This window comes from Candidatus Pelagibacter sp. HIMB1623 (assembly GCF_052047695.1).
Taxonomy (GTDB): Bacteria; Pseudomonadota; Alphaproteobacteria; order Pelagibacterales; family Pelagibacteraceae; genus Pelagibacter.
Genome location: NZ_JBNAJN010000001.1, coordinates 31761 through 48904, shown reverse-complemented (window position 1 = coordinate 48904; position 17144 = coordinate 31761). Strand labels below are relative to the sequence as shown.

The 17144-nt window shown below is 30.3% G+C and carries 19 protein-coding genes; 17 read left to right on the top strand and 2 right to left on the bottom strand.

What is annotated here, in order from left to right; genetic code table 11:
* The 11 genes from ACTTBN_RS00270 to ACTTBN_RS00220 all read left to right on the top strand — a co-directional run bounded on the left by ACTTBN_RS00270 (position 1) and on the right by ACTTBN_RS00220 (position 8046).
* Positions 1-573: an MASE1 domain-containing protein gene (locus ACTTBN_RS00270; RefSeq protein ID WP_440680455.1), complete on the top strand. Its 573-nt coding sequence runs from the start codon at positions 1-3 to the stop codon at positions 571-573.
* A gap of 211 nt (positions 574-784) precedes the next feature.
* Positions 785-1255: an arsenate reductase/protein-tyrosine-phosphatase family protein gene (locus ACTTBN_RS00265; protein ID WP_440680454.1), complete on the top strand. Its 471-nt coding sequence runs from the start codon at positions 785-787 to the stop codon at positions 1253-1255.
* 4 nt (positions 1256-1259) lie between these two features.
* The gene (locus tag ACTTBN_RS00260; RefSeq protein WP_440680453.1) at positions 1260-1421 is read left to right on the top strand and encodes a hypothetical protein; all 162 of its coding nucleotides are present in this window, start codon (positions 1260-1262) and stop codon (positions 1419-1421) included.
* A 74-nt stretch (positions 1422-1495) separates the two neighbouring features.
* Positions 1496-2515, top strand: coding sequence for a D-2-hydroxyacid dehydrogenase (locus ACTTBN_RS00255; protein WP_440680452.1), 1020 nt, complete (start codon positions 1496-1498; stop codon positions 2513-2515).
* Between the two features lie 20 nt (positions 2516-2535).
* Positions 2536-2985 (top strand): YtoQ family protein, encoded by a 450-nt coding sequence (locus ACTTBN_RS00250; RefSeq protein WP_440680451.1) that lies wholly within the window; start codon positions 2536-2538, stop codon positions 2983-2985.
* Positions 2986-3035: 50 nt separating this feature from the next.
* Positions 3036-3677, top strand: coding sequence for an aspartyl/asparaginyl beta-hydroxylase domain-containing protein (locus ACTTBN_RS00245; RefSeq protein WP_440680450.1), 642 nt, complete (start codon positions 3036-3038; stop codon positions 3675-3677).
* 290 nt (positions 3678-3967) lie between these two features.
* Positions 3968-4810: a HalD/BesD family halogenase gene (locus tag ACTTBN_RS00240; protein WP_440680449.1), complete on the top strand. Its 843-nt coding sequence runs from the start codon at positions 3968-3970 to the stop codon at positions 4808-4810.
* A gap of 1 nt (position 4811) precedes the next feature.
* On the top strand, positions 4812-5708 hold the full coding sequence (locus ACTTBN_RS00235; RefSeq protein WP_440680448.1) for an NAD(P)-dependent oxidoreductase: 897 nt from the start codon (positions 4812-4814) through the stop codon (positions 5706-5708).
* Positions 5705-6436 carry a class II aldolase/adducin family protein gene (locus ACTTBN_RS00230; protein ID WP_440680447.1) on the top strand — a complete coding sequence of 244 codons (732 nt, stop codon included), beginning with the start codon at positions 5705-5707 and terminating at the stop codon, positions 6434-6436. The genes ACTTBN_RS00235 and ACTTBN_RS00230 overlap by 4 nt, the downstream gene beginning before the upstream one ends.
* A complete protein-coding gene (locus ACTTBN_RS00225) occupies positions 6436-7650 on the top strand; it encodes a Coenzyme F420 hydrogenase/dehydrogenase, beta subunit C-terminal domain (RefSeq protein WP_440680446.1) in 1215 nt (404 codons plus the stop codon). The genes ACTTBN_RS00230 and ACTTBN_RS00225 overlap by 1 nt, the downstream gene beginning before the upstream one ends.
* A gap of 54 nt (positions 7651-7704) precedes the next feature.
* Entirely contained in the window at positions 7705-8046 is a 342-nt protein-coding gene (locus tag ACTTBN_RS00220; RefSeq protein ID WP_440680445.1) for a DUF2306 domain-containing protein, read from the top strand.
* 38 nt (positions 8047-8084) lie between these two features.
* Here ACTTBN_RS00220 and ACTTBN_RS00215 read toward each other — a convergent pair whose 3' ends face one another.
* Positions 8085-9023, bottom strand: a complete 939-nt coding sequence (locus ACTTBN_RS00215) for a LysR family transcriptional regulator (protein WP_440680444.1) — start codon at positions 9021-9023, stop codon at positions 8085-8087.
* Positions 9024-9140: 117 nt separating this feature from the next.
* On the opposite strand from ACTTBN_RS00215, the gene ACTTBN_RS00210 reads away from it, so the two are divergent.
* The 5 genes from ACTTBN_RS00210 (at position 9141) to ACTTBN_RS00190 (ending at position 14902) form a co-directional block, all read left to right on the top strand.
* Complete coding sequence (locus tag ACTTBN_RS00210) at positions 9141-10136, top strand: TRAP transporter substrate-binding protein (RefSeq protein WP_428080319.1); 996 nt, start codon at positions 9141-9143, stop codon at positions 10134-10136.
* A gap of 66 nt (positions 10137-10202) precedes the next feature.
* Entirely contained in the window at positions 10203-10703 is a 501-nt protein-coding gene (locus tag ACTTBN_RS00205; protein WP_440680443.1) for a TRAP transporter small permease, read from the top strand.
* Between the two features lie 33 nt (positions 10704-10736).
* Positions 10737-12026, top strand: a complete 1290-nt coding sequence (locus ACTTBN_RS00200) for a TRAP transporter large permease (protein ID WP_428080317.1) — start codon at positions 10737-10739, stop codon at positions 12024-12026.
* On the top strand, positions 12023-13294 hold the full coding sequence (locus tag ACTTBN_RS00195; protein ID WP_440680442.1) for an NAD(P)/FAD-dependent oxidoreductase: 1272 nt from the start codon (positions 12023-12025) through the stop codon (positions 13292-13294). Before ACTTBN_RS00200 ends, ACTTBN_RS00195 begins: the two co-directional genes overlap by 4 nt.
* 12 nt (positions 13295-13306) lie before the next feature.
* Positions 13307-14902 (top strand): N-acyl-D-amino-acid deacylase family protein, encoded by a 1596-nt coding sequence (locus tag ACTTBN_RS00190; RefSeq protein WP_440680441.1) that lies wholly within the window; start codon positions 13307-13309, stop codon positions 14900-14902.
* Between the two features lie 109 nt (positions 14903-15011).
* Here the strand turns inward: ACTTBN_RS00190 and ACTTBN_RS00185 are convergent, their stop codons facing one another.
* Positions 15012-15242, bottom strand: a complete 231-nt coding sequence (locus ACTTBN_RS00185; RefSeq protein ID WP_440680440.1) for a hypothetical protein — start codon at positions 15240-15242, stop codon at positions 15012-15014.
* A gap of 530 nt (positions 15243-15772) precedes the next feature.
* Here ACTTBN_RS00185 and ACTTBN_RS00180 point away from each other — a divergent pair.
* Positions 15773-17119, top strand: a complete 1347-nt coding sequence (locus tag ACTTBN_RS00180) for an NAD(P)/FAD-dependent oxidoreductase (RefSeq protein WP_440680439.1) — start codon at positions 15773-15775, stop codon at positions 17117-17119.
* Positions 17120-17144: the final 25 nt, after the last annotated feature.

Sequence of the window (17144 nt, the reverse complement as noted above, 5' to 3'; positions counted from 1 at the left end):
ATGATTAATAAGAAATTTTTTTCAATCACGATAATAGTTGCCATTGGATATATTGTTCTTCATCAAATTCAATTACTAATTTATTCAGGAAATTTTTTTACTAATGAATTTAATACAATTGCTTATTCAATTTTTATTCCTCATGGTTGGAGAATTTTAGCTTTTTTGATTTATGGATATAAATCTATACCAGGAATGTTAATTGGTCATTTATATTCTGGATATTATGTGGGTGAAAATTTTCAAAATTTAACTCTTACATTTTTTATTGCAATTATTATTGCAGTTTTCTGTGTACCTGCTGCATCTTATATTTTAAAAGAAAAATTCAAAGAGTTAGAGAATAGTTTCAATACAAAATATATTTTATTTCTTACTATTATTTCAGCTCTGATTAATTCAGTTTCTGTTAATTTTTTAAGATTTTTTGCTGATTATGATTTTACCGTAGAAAGATTTACTGCTGAATTATTTGGATATCTGGTGGGTGATATTTTAGGAGTGGTATTAATAGTTTGTATTTATTTAATTATTAAAAGATTGTTTTATTTATCTATTGAACAAGACAAATAGTTATTTCTTGCAAAATAGTATTAATCGTGAGTAGGAGATTGATATACTAAAGAGAATGAAAGATAGCTGGGGGAAAAATTATATCAAAACCCTACTCATCCTAATAGAGGTAGGTTTTTTTTAGAGCTAATAAATATTTAATATTAATATTAGAAATTAATATTATTTAAAATAAATTTAATTTAATTAATTTTGTTTTATCTGTTCTTTGATGAACTCATATTCGTTAAAGAAAACAAAAATACTAGTTGTTTGTAAAAATAATTATACAAGAGGTCCTTTAGTTGAAAAAGTTTTAGAAAAAAATTTACCTAAAGATAAATTTTTGATCACATCTGCTGGTGTTGAGATATTAAACAATAAATTAATTGATCCAAAAACAGAACAATTTTTAATTTATCAGGGTTATCCGATTAATTCTATTTTTAAGCCAAAGAAGTTAACAGCAATGATGCTTAAAAATAATGACCATATTTTAGTTTTAGATCATGGTATTTATGATGATTTAAAAAAAAGATTTAGTGACATTAGTAAAAAACTAAAATTATTTAACTCACCAGAGCCTGACAATAGTATTCATCTTAATCACAATATGTCTGATGACAATATTGAGTTGGTTATGAAAAATCTATTATTTTTCTCTTTAATTTGGGCCGATTATTTTAAACTGGGTAAGAGTTAACTTTATGAATGTCTTTAAATGTAAAGAATGTAAAAAAGTTGTAACTAATTTTGAAAAAGAATGCTCTTATTGTGGTGCTAAAAAAAATCAATTCTCTTTAGTCTTAGTATCAGCATTAGTAATAATTTTTTTGATCTATGTAATTGATAATTATTTAAGTTACTAAATCATTAATTACCTTTATAAAATTAATATAAAAATCAGTTTTTGTGTTTGTAAAATTGATAGTTTATTAAAAATATGAAAAAAATTAAAATTCACATCAGAAATAATCATTGGAAAGAGGGATTTTTACCGTGTGATGCTGAAGGTGAGAAAAATAATACAATCACTAGGGAAGAAATTGAAAAGGGTTTTGATCAATACCCAGAGTTAAGAGATAAAGTAGAATATGTAATTGATTGGGATGATGATAATTTTGTCTCCTCAATGAAAACAGCTGACATTTTACTTGGCTGGCAGTTTCCAACAAAAGATTTAAAAAAAATTGCACCTAACCTTAAATGGATCCATGTGATTTCTGCTGGAGTTAATCATTTATCTCCTTTTGATTGGATGACAGAAGATTTAGTTTTAACAAACAGTAGTGGGGTACATGCTAAAAAAGCAGGGGAGTTTGGCTTGATGAGTATTTTAATGCTCCAAAATCATATGACTAGAATTGTAACACACCAAAAAAACAAAGAGTTTGTTTCTTTACTTGGAAAACCTATTGAAGGAAGGAAAGTAGTTGTTGTTGGAACTGGTTCTTTAGGTGGTTCAATGATTAAACATATCAGCAAGCTTGGAGCTGAAGTTATTGGTGTAAATAGAAAAGGAAAAAATGTTGAGGGGTGCTCTAAAGTTATTACGTTTGATAAAATTGATGAAGTGTTAGCTTTAGCTGATTTTTTATATCTAGCAGTTCCAGAAACAGAAGAGACTAAAGGATTAATTAATAAATCAAGATTAGATAAATTAAAATCTACATGTGGGATAGTTAATATTGGAAGGCAATCAGTTTTAGATTATGAGGCTTTAAGAATTAAACTTCAAAACAATGAAATTGCTGGAGCAATTTTAGATGTATTTTCACAAGAACCTATTCCAAAAACATCAAACCTTTGGGATACCCCAAATTTAATTATCACTCCTCATATTTCTTCTGATAGTGAGGGGAATTATATTGAGATGGTTCTTAAAATTTTCTTTAAAAATTTAAAATTATTCACAGAAAATAAAGAATTAATTAACCAAATAGATAGAAATTTAGGTTACTAGTTACTATATATAAAGAACATATGTTGAAAGTATATTTAGCAGGAGAAATTCACACAAATTGGCGTGATGAAATTATTGATGAATGTAAAAAACAAAATTTAGACATTCAATTTTCATCTCCTGTAACAGATCATGCATCTTCAGATGATTGTGGTGTTGAAATTTTAGGTCCTGAAGAGAAGAATTTTTGGAAAGATCGAAAAGGTGCCAATATCAATTCAATTAGAACTAAAAAATCGATCAAAGATTGCGATGTAATCATTGTTAAATTTGGTGAAAAATACAAACAATGGAATGCAGCATTTGATGCAGGGTATGCGGCTGCGTTAAATAAATCAATAATTATTATTCATAATGAAGAGCATCAACATGCTTTAAAAGAAGTAGATGCTGCAGCAGCTGCAGTTGCTTCAGATCAAAAACAAGCAGTTAGAATACTAAAATATGTTTTAGAGGGGAGTTTAAAATAAATTTAAATAGTATCAATTAAGATATATTGATGATACATCAATTTAGATAAGTGTTCCCAGATAACAATATAATTAAATTAAAAAATATCAAATTTGATATTGAAAAGCTTACAGAAGCTTACAGAAAAATTGTACACATAAAAAAATTTGATAATGCTGGAGGAGTGGTTACAAATATTTGCAGTATTTCTCTAAACAGAATTGAAGGCGATCCTCAAAGTACAGAAGGTAAATATTCCTGGGGTAGATATTGGACGAGACCTGATAGCAATGGTAAAGAAGTTGAAAGAGCAGACTTTATTGATGAAAATAAATTTAGTGAGTTTATCCCAGAGTTTAGCAATACTTATTTCAAATATGTTTATGATGAGATTTCAAATATTTATAAACTTGGAAGAACTAGAGTTTTAAAAAAAGAACCAAGATCAACATTGAGTTGGCATAAAGATCCAGAACCAAGATTACATATTCCAATTATAACTAACTATGGATGTAGAATGGTTATTGAGGATCGAGCCTATCATATGCCAGCAGATGGTAGTGTTTATTTAACTAATACTACTAAATATCATAATTTTTTTAATGGTGGGGAAGAAGATAGAATTCATATTGTTGCAACTTTACCAAACTCAAATGTCTTTAATGACAGTGAATTTAAAATTGAGAATAAAGATCAAGCAATAACGGTTTAATTTTTATCAATATTCACTCTAGGTAGTATTTAAATTGTTAAATTCCAATTGTTTTATAAGTGAAATTTGTTTACCTGGGATTAAAAATATAATACCGTTTGTTTATGAATCTTAATCTTTTTACTCACTGTCATAGACTGGCTAGAGTTGGCTTGAGTTCAAAGTTATCATCTAATCTATTTAATTTATTACTTCAAAAAGTAGACTGTAAAAATCATATAAATTCCTCAACGCCCACGAAATTGTAATCACTTCTTTTTTTAAAAAATAATTTTAATTAAAGGAGAATTATGGAAATAAAAAACATTGTTAACTTAAAAGATTACCCAATTGATCAGACAGGATCAAAAGAGTATCAAGATTTAATTACCAAAAATAGAGAGCTACTTGATAAAGATGGATGCTGTGTACTTCCAAACTTTGTACTTAGCGAGTCTTTGAAAAGAATGAAGGAAGAAGTTGAAAGAAATCTTCCTAAAACTCATTGGACCAAAGACCATCACAACCCTTATTTTTCAAAAGATGATGAAAACTTATCAAAAGATCATCCAAAGAGAGTTTTTTCATTTAGAGAAAGCGGATACATCAATTCAGATGATTTAGAAGAACAATCTGATTTAAATAAAATATACGAGTCTGAAGAAATGCTAAAATTTATTTCAGATAGTTTAGGAGTTTTTCCTCTTTATAGATGGTCAGATCCTTTAGGAAAAAATCCATACAGTATCATGCATAAAGATCATTACTTTCCTTGGCACTTTGATGGAAACGAATTTACTTTAAGTATTTTAGTTCAAAAAGCTGAAAAGGGTGGATTGTTTGAATATTCACCTGATTTAAGAAGCACTGAAAATGAAAACTTTGATGAAGTAACAAAAGTTCTTCGTGGCTCAAGAGTTAAAGTTAAATCATTAGACCTTCAACCAGGAGATCTTCAAATATTTAAAGGAAGATTTTCTATGCATAGAGTAACAAAAATAGAAGGGAATACTTCTCGTTACATTGCATTACCAACATACGTAAAAGATAGCTACAGAGTAAATAAACCTGAACACTCTAAACAAGTTTACGGTAAAGCACTTCCAATTCATTATGAGCGAAATAATGTTGAAGTTGATGGGTTAATGGATTGATATGAAGATAGGTTTTATTGGTTTAGGAAATATGGGAATACCAATGGCATTAAACTTGCATAAATCTAAAAGAATAGATTTATTAGGTTATGATGTAAGTGCTAAATCTTTAAAACAATTTAAATCTAAAAAAGCAAAAGCAACAAGCTCATTAGATGAATTAATCAAGTTTTCTGATGTAATTATTACCTGCGTTCCTGGACCAAAACAAATTAAAGCATTATCAATTGGCAGAGGTAAAATCATAGATCAATTAGGTAAAAATAAAATTTGGATTGATTGTTCTACTAATTCTTTAACTTGCTTTAATCTTTTAAAACAAAAGTTGAGTAAAAAAATAAATCAATTTGTTGATGCAACAATATCAGGTGGAAACTTAAAGGCTCAATCAGGTGATTTATCAATATTTATTGGTGGTAATAAAAAGACAGTTAATAAGCTTAAGTTTGTCTTTAATATACTGGGAAAAAACATTTATTATTTAAATAAACCTGGCGCTGGTTATGCTGCTAAAATTGCACAAGTTAGCCTTTGTTATTTAAACTATTTATCACTCTCAGAGTCGTTGATGCTTGGGGTAAAGTCAGGAATTAAACCAAAAACAATGTTAGAAATTATCGATAAAAGTGCAAGTGGTGGTTATACTTCAACAAGATACGGACCTAACATGATTAATGGAGATTATGATCCGTCTTTTTTTTTAGGTTTATCAATGAAAGATTTAAATCTTGCTAATGAAATTATTAAATTAAATAAATTAAAACTACCAATAATGAACTTAACTTCAAAAATTTATAATAACGCGATTAAAAAATATGGACCAAATTCCAATCACTTAAAAGTGATAAAACTTTTAGAACAAAATAATAAATTAACTTTTTCAAAGGAGGGAAGATGAAGAATAATATTAGCGAAGCAGATTGGAAAGTAAGAGTAGATCTTGCTGCCATGTTTAGATTAACCAATATGATGGGTTGGGATGATACGGTTTGGAACCATATCACTGCAAGAGCACCTGGAACGGATCATACATTTTTTATGCATGAGATGGGTTTGTTGTATGAAGAAGTAAAAGCATCAAACTTAATTAAAGTAGATGAACATGGTAACGTTTTAGAAGGACCTGAAAAAGCAAATACTGCAGGTTTTATTATTCATAGCGCTATTCATCTAAATCATCCTGATGCAAAATTTGTCTTTCATGCACATCCTCCATCAGCATTAGCTGCAACGGCATTGAAAGATGGTATCCCTCATTTAGTTCAAGATAGTTCAATGCTTTATGGAAAAGTTGGTTATCATGAGTGGGAAGGACTATCGATTAATAAAGATGAGAGAGTTAGAATTGCTGAAAACATGGGAGACAATAAGGTTTTGATTATGAAAAATCATGGTCTTTTAACTGTTGGTGCAACAGCTGGGGAAGCTTTTATGAATATGTATTATGCAATTCGAATGTGTGAAGTTGCAGTACAAGCAACAGGTTCAGGACTTCCTCTTGAAAGAGCAACGGAGGAGATGTGGAAATTATCTCAAAAACAATATGATTTATTTTCACCAGGTTTAAATGAGTGGCCAGCATTACTTAGAAGATGTGATGCAAAAGACCCATCTTATAAAGAGTAATGACAAAAATTAATTCTTTAGATGATATTGTAAAAAATGGCCTTTGTATTGGCTGCGGACTTTGTAAAAGTATTGCAGGTAACTCAATTGAGATGGAAATGAGTGACAAAGGTAATTTAGAACCTAAAGAATTAACACCAATTACTAATGAAACCTTAGAGGAAATTAAAAAAGTTTGTCCTGGAGTTATTGCTGAAGGACCTGAAGATCATAGAGAAAATGAAGGATCTAATAAAGATTTGGTTTGGGGAAATTATTTTGATTTATATTATTCATGGTCTACTGATCCAAAAATTAGATTTCAAAGTTCCACAGGTGGTTTGTTAAATGGATTGTCTTTATATTTATTAGAACAAAATAAAGTAGATTTTATTATGCATACTGCAGGGGACAAAGATAACCCTATGCGAAACATTGTAAAATACAGTTATAATAAAGAGGATTTAATTAACTGTGAAAGTAGATCAAGATACGGTCCATCCTCACCTTTAAGTGAATTTCATAAAGCCTTAGATAAAAAACAAACCTTTGCTTTTGTTGGAAAACCCTGTGATGCAGGAGCTATTAGATTACTTGCTAAATCAGATGAAAGGGTTGACCAATATTGTAAATACATATTCACCCTTGTTTGTGGAGGCTTTCAAGAACTTACAAAATCACAAGAATTTATTGATAGCTTTGATGTTAAAGAGGAAGAGTTAGAAGAATTTAGATACAGAGGATTTGGTAACCCTGGAAGAATGTATATCAAAACAAAAGATCAAAGAGAGTTTGATAAAGATTATAATTCTTTTTGGGGTGATGAAAGTAATTGGAAAGTTCCATTTAGATGTAAAATTTGCCCAGATGCAATTGGAGAAAGTTCTGATATTGCAGCACTTGATACTTGGAGAGGGGGTTCACCTAAAGGAGAAGATGAAGGGTTTAATGCTGCAGTGATGCGAACTAAAAAAGGAATTAAAGTTTTTAATGAAGCAGTTGAAAGTGGTTATCTTGTTAAAGGAGATAAGGTAACCATTGAAGACATTAAAGATTTTCAACCTCATCAAACGAGTAAAAAACAAGCTGTTTATGCAAGACATTTAGGAATGAAAAATAATAATGTTCCAACAATTACGACTAAAAACCTTAGAATAGAAGAATTGTATAACTTAAACGATGATGAGTTTAACAAAGAACAAGAACAAGGAGTTTCAAAAAGGTTAGGAAATTAAAAAGACGTGACTTTGTTGTTCTATGAAACTCACCCCATACCACTTCACGCTATTATGGCAATGATTGCTATAATTTTAGGTGGTATTCAGCTTTCTATGAAAAAAGGTGGAGCCATTCATAAATTGTTAGGTCGTATATGGGTAGGTTTAATGTTGATTGTAGCGATAACTTCTTTTTTCATACACGAAACAAAAATGTGGGGAGATTATAGTCCTATACATTTATTGAGTTTGTGGACTATTTTCATACTTGGTGTGGGTATTTATTATGTGCGTGTTGGCAACATTAAACGTCATAAACAAGTAATGATCGCAACTTATTTTTTTGCTTTAATCCTCACAGGCTTTTTTACACTTATGCCAGGACGTATCATGCATCAAATTTTGATTGGCTGACAATTCTATCGCCATATACGCGTCAATGATATTAATATTTAAATTTTAAATAGTACTCCTTCATTATTTATTTCCTTCAACATATTCTCTATTGCATTTTCTAAATAATTAAGAAATGATTTAGCAATTTGTGACATAGGTTGATGCGATGGTGTTAGTATTCCAAATGAATAAGGAATTGAACTTGATAATCTTCGAAAAATTATTTTTGAGGTATCTAGATTAAATTTACTAATTAGCCAGAAACTAATTGGAGAAATAACACTATAGGTATCTGCATTATCTACAATATTAACACAACTAGTTCCTGCGTTTTGAAATTGATAGTGTGGGTTAAAGATTGCTTTATTTTTTTCAAAAATTTTAATTAAATTTTTTGTTATGAAGTGATTTGGTTGAAAGCTTGCACATTTTTTTTTTGATAAATCTTTAGGTGTAATTATTTTTTTTTTAGATAATGGGTCACCTGAAAATAAAACACATATACACTCATAATGATATTCTTTTTGATTTACTAATGCATTTTTATTTTGCAATTCTGCAATTCCTATATCAAATGTTTGAGTAGATATTTCTTGATAAACTGCTGATGATTGTCTGGAACTAACAAAAAAATTTGAATTTGGAGATTTTTTTTTAAATTTACTTATTGTACTTGGTATGAGAATTTCAGCCAAAAGAGGCATGCTAGCAATTTTTATTGGTTCAGATCCTGTTTCATTTTTTTTTATTAACGATTGATCTAAAACTCGCATTTGTTGAAGTATACTTTTGCTTTCCTCTTTTAAATAATAAGCTTCTGGAACAGGATGTAGACGACGTTTTTTTCTTATAAATAAATTGTATCCTATGTGTTTTTCTAAATTTGATAGTGCGGCGCTTATAGATGATTGTGTTCTTTTAAGATTTTTGGCAGCTTGGCTAATGGTTCCTGAGACCATGATTTCATTAAATACTTTTAAGTGCCATAAATTCATATTAACTAGATAAAATTAATATATCGAAAAAATCGATCAATATATCATTTTTAATCGTTTGACTAGCTAATTAAATATTTCTAATCTCGAAGAAAAATAACAAAAAAGAGGGGAAAAATGATTAAATTTAAGAAAATTCTAGTGGGGTTAATTGCTTCATTAGTAATAACAATTACTCATGTATCTGCTGCCAATGTTACAATGAACCTTGGTTTCTCAACGCCTGAAGATCATGACTATGGTCGTATGGCAAAGAAATTTAAAGAACTAGCAGAAAAATATTCTGATGGAACAGTCAATGTAAAATTAAGATGTTGTTCTCAGATATCTACAGAGGATGAAGCATTCAAAGCGATGCAATTAGGAACTGTTGATGCTTACTTTATTACACAGAATAACATTTCACCTAACTGGGGACTAATGGATGTTTTTGTATTACCATATATATTTCAAGATCGTGCGCATATAGAAAGAGTTCTTAATGGACCGGTTGGGAAAAAAGTTAGTGAACAACTTTTTGCTGACACTGGCGTTCACTTACTTACTTTTGGTGGAGTGTTTTTCAGAGACATGTATAGCGTGGAAAAACCGATCAACTCAATTTCAGACTTTAGTGGTTTAAAATTTCGTGTTCCAAAAAACAAAGTTATGATTGCAACATTGAAAGCTTTTGGGGCAGAACCAATTCCATTAGCATGGTCTGAAACTCCAACAGCCCTACAAACTGGTACTATTGATGCATCAGATAATGGTATTGGAACAATTAAATCTATGAAATTTTATGAATTTGCAAAGAATTTAGTTATTCTTGAGTATTTCTCTGGAACTTCACCACTATTAGCAAGTGATAGATTTATGCAAAAGTTAAATGACTCTCAACGAGCTGCAGTTCAAAAAGCAGCTGATGAGGCAGGAGCTTATATGTATGAGTTTATGAAAGATGACTTAGAATCTTTAAGAACGTGGCTTACAACTGAAGGTGGGATGACAAGAACAGATCCAGATCGTGCACCATTTATTAAGGCAGCACAAAAAATCCAAGATCAGTTCTCAAAGGATGCCTCGCCTGAGTTTAAAGCTTTGCTTAAGGAAATAAGAGCAGCAGCAAATTAAACCCTCTCCTAATTATAACACACCGTTAATTTATTAACGGTGTGTTATGTTTAATTAAAAAAATTTATGAACATTAAAAAAGTATTAAATTTTCTTGAAAGTAAGTTTGAGGAAATATTTGCTTGCGTAGCATTAGTTATCATTTCACTTTGTGTAATTTCACAAGTAATAAGTAGATATGTTTTTAACTTTGGAATTACTTGGACTGAAGAACTAGCTGGGTTTGCAATGCCATGGGCAATTTACATGGGTGCAGCATTAGGTGTTAGAGAACGATTTCATATAAGAATTTTAGTAGGAGTACGTTCCTTACCCATGTTTGCTCAATATATTATTATTTTCCTTGGGGATTTGATTTGGTTAGCCTTTAATATTTTTATGATTAAATACGGCATAGATTACCTGGAGCTTTTGTGGGAAAGACCAACTATATCACCTTCGATGTCGATTAGCCGTTTTTGGCCTGAAACAATAATTGTTATTGCTTATGCACTGATGTTGTTTCGTCTTGTTCAGATATATGTGAAATGGTTTCGCGATGGTCGTAAAGGACTGCCTGGATGTTAAAAATACTTTATTTACTAATACTTTTAAAAAATTATGAGCGATCTTAGTTTAATTGTCATAACATTTGTTGTCCTTGTAATTGGGGGTGTTCCATTATTTGTTGGTGTTGGAATTACTACTATTTTAGCATTATTTTTAATTGATATTCCTTACACATTAATTTCTCAAATTAGTTTTACATCTCTACAACCTTTTCCATTGTTAACTATACCATTATTTGTTTTGTCTGGACGTTTAATGGAAACAGGTGGCATGGCTGATCGTCTTATTGATGTAGCTAGAAAAATGGTTGGAAGCTATAGAGGTAGTACAGGCATGATGACAGTTTTAGCTTGTATGCTATTTTCTGCTTTATCTGGATCAGGTCCTGCAACAACAGCTGCAATTGGAAGTATTACAATTCCAGTAATGAAGAGAGAAGGGTATTCAAGTAAATTTGCAGGTGCAGTTGCTGCAGCGGGAGGTGCTTTAGGTAGTATGATTCCTCCAAGCAATTTATTAATAATATATGGTTTGATTGCTGAGCAATCAATCCCTAGACTTTTTCTTGCTGGTTTTGTTCCAGGATTTTTTATAACAGCTTTACTTGTGGTTACAGCGTATTTGATAGCTCGTAAAAATGGTTATGGAGAAATAGGAAAACCTTTTTCATGGAGACCATTTATTAATTCTGTCAAAGAAGGAAAGTGGTCCATAGGTGCTCCTATTTTAATTTTAGGTGGTATTTACAGCGGAGCATTTACACCAACAGAGGCAGCAAGTGTTGCAGTTTTTTATGCACTGTTTGTTGGTGTATTTATTTATAAGGGTCTCACAATCAAAAAAATTTATGAAGCTTTACGTTTCACAGCTTTAATGTCAGGGCTTTTAATTATTATTGCGCCTTCTTATGCTTTTGGTCAATTGTCTGCTTTTTATGATATTGGAACAGCAACTCAAGAATTGATCACTAGTTATACATCTAATGTATTTTTAGTTTTATTGTTAATTGGATTAATTTATATTTTTGTTGGGACTTTCATGGAGTCTCTTGCTCAATTAGTTTTATTTACTCCAGTATTTCTTCCAGTTGTAACCGCAATGGGTGTGGACCCTGTTTTATTTGGAATATTTTCGGTTATGACATGTGAGATTGGATTTTTAACACCTCCTTTAGGTGGGAATTTAAATATTTCCTCGAAGATTGCAAAAATAACGATCGAAGAAGTCGCTGTTGCAGTAATACCATTTATTTTTGCTTATATAGCAGGTTTGTTATTTTTAATTTTCTTTCCTGAAGCAACTTTATTTTTGCCTGATCTCATTTATGGGGTTTCAAAATGAGAAAGGTAAATAAAAATCTAAATTCAAAAAAGAAAGTTACTGTTATTGGAGGAGGGATAATCGGTCTAGCCACTGCCTGTCGATTAGTTCAAGATAGTTTTGATGTTACATTAATTGATGAAAATAAATCTAACAAACGTGCATCGATTGCAACTGCAGGAATTATTGGTGGTTCAAGTGTTATTCCATGGGCCAATGATCATTTATGGAAAAAAATTCCTTCAATGCTATTAAGTGAGAATGGTCCTTTAAAAGTTTCATATCCACTTCCAGCAGATTTTCTGTCTTTTATTTATAAAAGCCATAAATCAGGATCAAATTTGGAAATTAACAAAAGCTCAAAAGGTTTGGCTGCTTTAGGGTTAAAAGGATGGACTGAGTGGCAATCTTTAATAAAGCCCTTCGTTAAATTGAAAAAATTTTTCACTCAAAATGGATGTTTATTATATTACGGTGATAAGGATGAATACTTAAATGAAATTAAGAACAACAATTTAAGACGTAGGCACGGTATGAATATTAAAAATCTCACAACAAAAGAATTATTACTAAAAATACCGAAAACTACCGATAAAAATCCTCTAGCAACTTTAATTTTAAAAGCTGGACATTTAACCGATCCATCAAAATTTCAAGATAGTTTAATTAATGAACTTAAAAAAAATGGTGTTAAAAAAATATCTGCAAGCGCAAGAAGCTTTGAAATGAAGGACAATAAAATTAGCAATATAATTACAACCAAAGGAAAAATTAAGTGTGATTATGCGATAATTTGTTCAGGAACAGGAGGAAAAGATTTAGCAAAAAAATTAGGAAGCGAAATATCAATGATACCCGCTTGGGGTACATCGATTATATTCAAAGAACCTAAGATAAAAATTAATCAACCAATTTTAATTGAAAAGAAAGGCTTTGCTATAGTTCCTAATGGTAATGATCTTCGTGTTGCCGGTTTAGTCCAAGTTGGAGGTAAAGCCAATATTCGAAATTTAAAATTTGAAAATATCCTCTTGAATCAAATGAAAAAAATTTTTGGTAGATTTAAATATAAAGGAATAAGTTACGCAACAGGTGCTCGTCCATTAACTCCAGATTCTTTACCTGTAATAGGACCATCGCCAAATTATAAAAATGTTTTTTTTAATTTTGGTCACGGACACTGGGGCATGACACACGCACCAGTTTGTGCAAACATAGTTTCAAATTTAATTGGCAACAGAAAAAATAAAATTAATATTAAAGCATATGACGCTTCGCGATTTCATTAATATGAATTATTTATGTTAGATGTAATTTTAAAAAATGGACAGATTTTTGATGGCAGTGGAAAAGATCCAGTTATAGGAAATATTGGAATTAAAGATGGCACCATTGTTGAAATTGGAAAAGGTGATCTTAAAGATGCTATTGAATTAATCGATGTTAGTGGTCTTGCTATCTCTCCTGGGTTTGTGGATATGCATACCCATTCAGATTTTACTTTGATGGTGAATGGACGTGCTGAAAGTCAAGTTCATCAAGGCGTTACAACCGAAGTAGTTGGTCAGTGTGGTATCAGCTGCGCTCCTGCTAATAATGATTTAGATATAAGACAAATGGCTATAGGTTATTGCGATAACTCTCATGAATTAGGATGGAAAACTTTTGGGGAATATCTTTCAGCACTTGAGTCAAATAAACTTGGGGTGAATGTAGCTGCATTTGTAGGTCATGGTGCGGTACATAATAAAGTACTAGGAAACGAACTTCGTGCACCAAATAATGATGAAGTTATCAAAATGTCTGAAATAATTTCAGATTCACTAGACCAAGGAGCTGCAGGTTTTTCATCTGGTTTAGAGTATTGGCCTGGAAATTTAGCAACTTCTCAAAATTTAGTATCTATGTGTAAAAAAGTTTCAGAAAAAAATAAAATTTACGCAACTCATGTTCGTAATAGAGATGATCATTATGACTTAGGATTTACTGAAGCATTAACAACTGCAAGACAATCAGGTGTAAGACTGCAAATATCTCATATTCAGCCTAAATACGGAGCTCCAAAATATGCGGTAGAGCATACACTTAAGATGATAGATTCTTTTAGGAAACTAGGAGTTGATGTTGCTTTTGATATCATTCCTCATACTTGGAATCACACCAGAGTTCTTTCAATATTACCTCAATGGGCACAAGAAGGTGGAACTACTTCTGTAATTAAGCGCCTAAAAAATTCTGAAGAGAGAAAAAAAATTAGAGCAAATCCACAACCAATGTGGCTTTTAGTTCGAGATAATAAATGGGACGACATAGTTTTAATTCATTCAAATAAAAATCCTGACCTTATAGGTATGACTTTCAATGAAATCGGAAATTTAAGAAATCAAGACCCGTATGATGCAGCTTTTGATTTGTTAATAGAAGAAGGTGAAGATATGGGAAATTTACTATGGAGCTCAAAAGCATTTAGGGAAGAAGATATAATTATGTGCTTACAACAACCTGAATGTGCAGTGATTTCAGATACAACAGCACTTGCACCTTATGGTGTTCTCAAAAATAATATTGGATCTATAAGTGGTTATGGATGGGCAGCTCGTTTTTTTCAAAATTATGTAAACGAAAAAAAAGTTTTAACATTAACAGAGGCCATTAGGAGAATAACATCACTACCCGCTGAAAGATTAGGCCTTATTAAGCGTGGTAAATTAAAAAAATCATATTATGCAGATATTTGTATATTTGACTCTCAAAAAATAAAAAACAACAGTGATTTAAAAAACTTAAAAGCTTACCCTTCAGGTATTGAACATGTATTAGTTAATGGAATTTTTAGTGTAAAAAATGGAAAAAGAACAGAATTAGATGGAGGAAATGTTCTTCGTGAATTTCATTAATTATTGCTCCAATAGTGCGTCAATGACATTGGTTCTTGACTAAGATTCTTTAATTTGATTCAATAGTAATTCAGGCCTGATTGGTCAAAACTTAAGAATCCGAATTATACTATTTGCAAAAAGCTTGATAAACAGTTGTGTAATTTGCTGCTGTTTGAGAATATTTCATAGCTTTATCTTCATCCTTAGTTTTTTTCCAGTGATCATCAGCTACTTTAAGAAAATAGCCAATTGCACCATATATTTCTTCACAAGTTTTTTGAGAATATTTTTTATCTTCGGCAATTGAAGTATTGCAAAACAAAATAAGTAACAAAGTAATTTTTAATATTTTTTTCATTAACCAATATTAACAAATATTAAATACAGAGTCTAATCACTGAAAATCATGCTCCATATACGCGTCAATGACAATTAGAATTTAGAATTTCAGATTACTAACTTTTATGGTATAGTTTAAATTATGAAATTAAAACAAACCTTCAATTTTTGGAGACATTGGAATTGTAGTTTATTTGTTAAAGTTCATTATTCTTCAGATATATAAAAAATCTTCTTTACTAAATTTTCAGTAATATTCGTTTAATTTTTATTAAAGGGCTCTTATGAGTAAAAAAGCATTATTTTATAAATCAGTTATATGGCAAGTTATCGGGATGATCTGGATATCATTGCTTTCTTATTTATGGTTTGGTAATTGGATACGATCCTTAGGTTTTATTACTGTGGTTGTGATTGTAAGTATCTTCGCATACGTACTCTATGAAATGTTGTGGGATAAATTTACTAAAAATAAGAAATTTTAACTCATAAAATTTAAGTAAATTATTATTTAGATAAATAAGGTTTGTGTTAACCTAACATCAACTAATGAGTAATATTTATCATTCAGATATTTATCAGTTCAATAAACCTGTTCCTAGTTATTGGGAAGCAACTTCAAGTGAAAATCTAAATTTAGATAAACTTCAAAAAGATATTAGTTCAGAAATAGCAGTAATAGGTGGTGGTTATACTGGATTACTTTGTGCAATAAATTTGATTGAAAATTATAATCTAGATGTGGTTTTGGTTGAGGCTGGAAAAATAGGTTGGGGTGCTTCTTCTCGTAATGCAGGATTTTGCTGTCTACCTCCAAGCAAAATGTCTTATAAAAAAATGCAATCAGTTTATGGAACAGAGGAGACTAGAAAATTTTTTAAAAATTCTGTTGAAGGAGTTAATTATACTAAAGAATTAATTGATAATTATAATATTGATTGTGATGTAACGGGTGAAAATAATTTTGTTGTAGCTCATCACAAAAATAAATTTGATCAAATCAAAGGACAAGCAGAAGTTTATAAATCTGAATTTGGTATAGAGACTAAAGTTTATTCAAAAGAAGAATTTAACGAAGTAGGTCACGGTGGAACTGAACAATTTGGAGCTTTTTCATATAAACCTGGATTTGCAATCAATCCTTTAAAATTTGTAAATGGACTTGCAAAACATGCTTTATCTAAAAAGTTAAAAATCTATGAACATACAAAAGTTGAAAAAATTGAAAAAGACAATGGTTCTTATCTTTTAAGAACAAGTGAAGGATCAATAAAGACAAAAAAAATTGTAGTTGCAACTAATGGATTTTATCAAGAAGGATTAATTCCTGAAATGGATGGAAGGGTGTTACCTGTTATATCAAATATTATCGTAACTAGACCGCTTACAGATGAAGAGCTTAGCTTACATAACTTTAATACTTATGCACCAATAGCTAATTCTAAAAATCTTTTATATTATTATCGAAAGTTACCTGATAATCGAATTTTATTTGGAACTAGAGGAGATTTTGAAGGAAGCGATCAATCAAATCAAAATAGAGCAAATGATATGGAGAAATTTTTAAAAAATATTTTTCCTAAATGGAGCAATGTAACCATTGATTATAATTGGCGAGGTTTGATTGCATTATCTCAAAAGCTTACTCCTTCAATTGGTAAAATTGATAATGAAGAAATTTATTATGGATTTGGTTACAGTGGCGTAGGGGTTAGCGCTGCACCATGGACTGGAAAACAATTGTCTAAGCTAGTTTTTTCATCAAATAGCAAAGACTTAGATATTTCAACAATTTATAAAGGTTTACCTAAGAAATTTATTTTTCCACAATTAAGAGTGTTTTATTTTAAATTAGCAGTGTGGTTTTATAGAATTAAGGATAAGTTTAACATTTAATGATTGAGTTTATTGATATATTTTT

Excerpts from the sequence above, each read along its gene's own strand:
- ACTTBN_RS00270 (WP_440680455.1), top strand. The coding sequence starts at position 1 with ATGATTAATAAGAAATTTTTTTCAATCACGATAATAGTTGCCATTGGA.
- ACTTBN_RS00265 (WP_440680454.1), top strand. The coding sequence starts at position 785 with ATGAACTCATATTCGTTAAAGAAAACAAAAATACTAGTTGTTTGTAAA.
- ACTTBN_RS00260 (WP_440680453.1), top strand. The coding sequence starts at position 1,260 with ATGAATGTCTTTAAATGTAAAGAATGTAAAAAAGTTGTAACTAATTTT.
- ACTTBN_RS00255 (WP_440680452.1), top strand. The coding sequence starts at position 1,496 with ATGAAAAAAATTAAAATTCACATCAGAAATAATCATTGGAAAGAGGGA.
- ACTTBN_RS00250 (WP_440680451.1), top strand. The coding sequence starts at position 2,536 with ATGTTGAAAGTATATTTAGCAGGAGAAATTCACACAAATTGGCGTGAT.
- ACTTBN_RS00240 (WP_440680449.1), top strand. The coding sequence starts at position 3,968 with ATGGAAATAAAAAACATTGTTAACTTAAAAGATTACCCAATTGATCAG.
- ACTTBN_RS00235 (WP_440680448.1), top strand. The coding sequence starts at position 4,812 with ATGAAGATAGGTTTTATTGGTTTAGGAAATATGGGAATACCAATGGCA.
- ACTTBN_RS00230 (WP_440680447.1), top strand. The coding sequence starts at position 5,705 with ATGAAGAATAATATTAGCGAAGCAGATTGGAAAGTAAGAGTAGATCTT.
- ACTTBN_RS00225 (WP_440680446.1), top strand. The coding sequence starts at position 6,436 with ATGACAAAAATTAATTCTTTAGATGATATTGTAAAAAATGGCCTTTGT.
- ACTTBN_RS00220 (WP_440680445.1), top strand. The coding sequence starts at position 7,705 with ATGGCAATGATTGCTATAATTTTAGGTGGTATTCAGCTTTCTATGAAA.
- ACTTBN_RS00215 (WP_440680444.1), bottom strand. The coding sequence starts at position 9,023 with ATGAATTTATGGCACTTAAAAGTATTTAATGAAATCATGGTCTCAGGA.
- ACTTBN_RS00210 (WP_428080319.1), top strand. The coding sequence starts at position 9,141 with ATGATTAAATTTAAGAAAATTCTAGTGGGGTTAATTGCTTCATTAGTA.
- ACTTBN_RS00205 (WP_440680443.1), top strand. The coding sequence starts at position 10,203 with ATGAACATTAAAAAAGTATTAAATTTTCTTGAAAGTAAGTTTGAGGAA.
- ACTTBN_RS00200 (WP_428080317.1), top strand. The coding sequence starts at position 10,737 with ATGAGCGATCTTAGTTTAATTGTCATAACATTTGTTGTCCTTGTAATT.
- ACTTBN_RS00195 (WP_440680442.1), top strand. The coding sequence starts at position 12,023 with ATGAGAAAGGTAAATAAAAATCTAAATTCAAAAAAGAAAGTTACTGTT.
- ACTTBN_RS00190 (WP_440680441.1), top strand. The coding sequence starts at position 13,307 with ATGTTAGATGTAATTTTAAAAAATGGACAGATTTTTGATGGCAGTGGA.
- ACTTBN_RS00185 (WP_440680440.1), bottom strand. The coding sequence starts at position 15,242 with ATGAAAAAAATATTAAAAATTACTTTGTTACTTATTTTGTTTTGCAAT.
- ACTTBN_RS00180 (WP_440680439.1), top strand. The coding sequence starts at position 15,773 with ATGAGTAATATTTATCATTCAGATATTTATCAGTTCAATAAACCTGTT.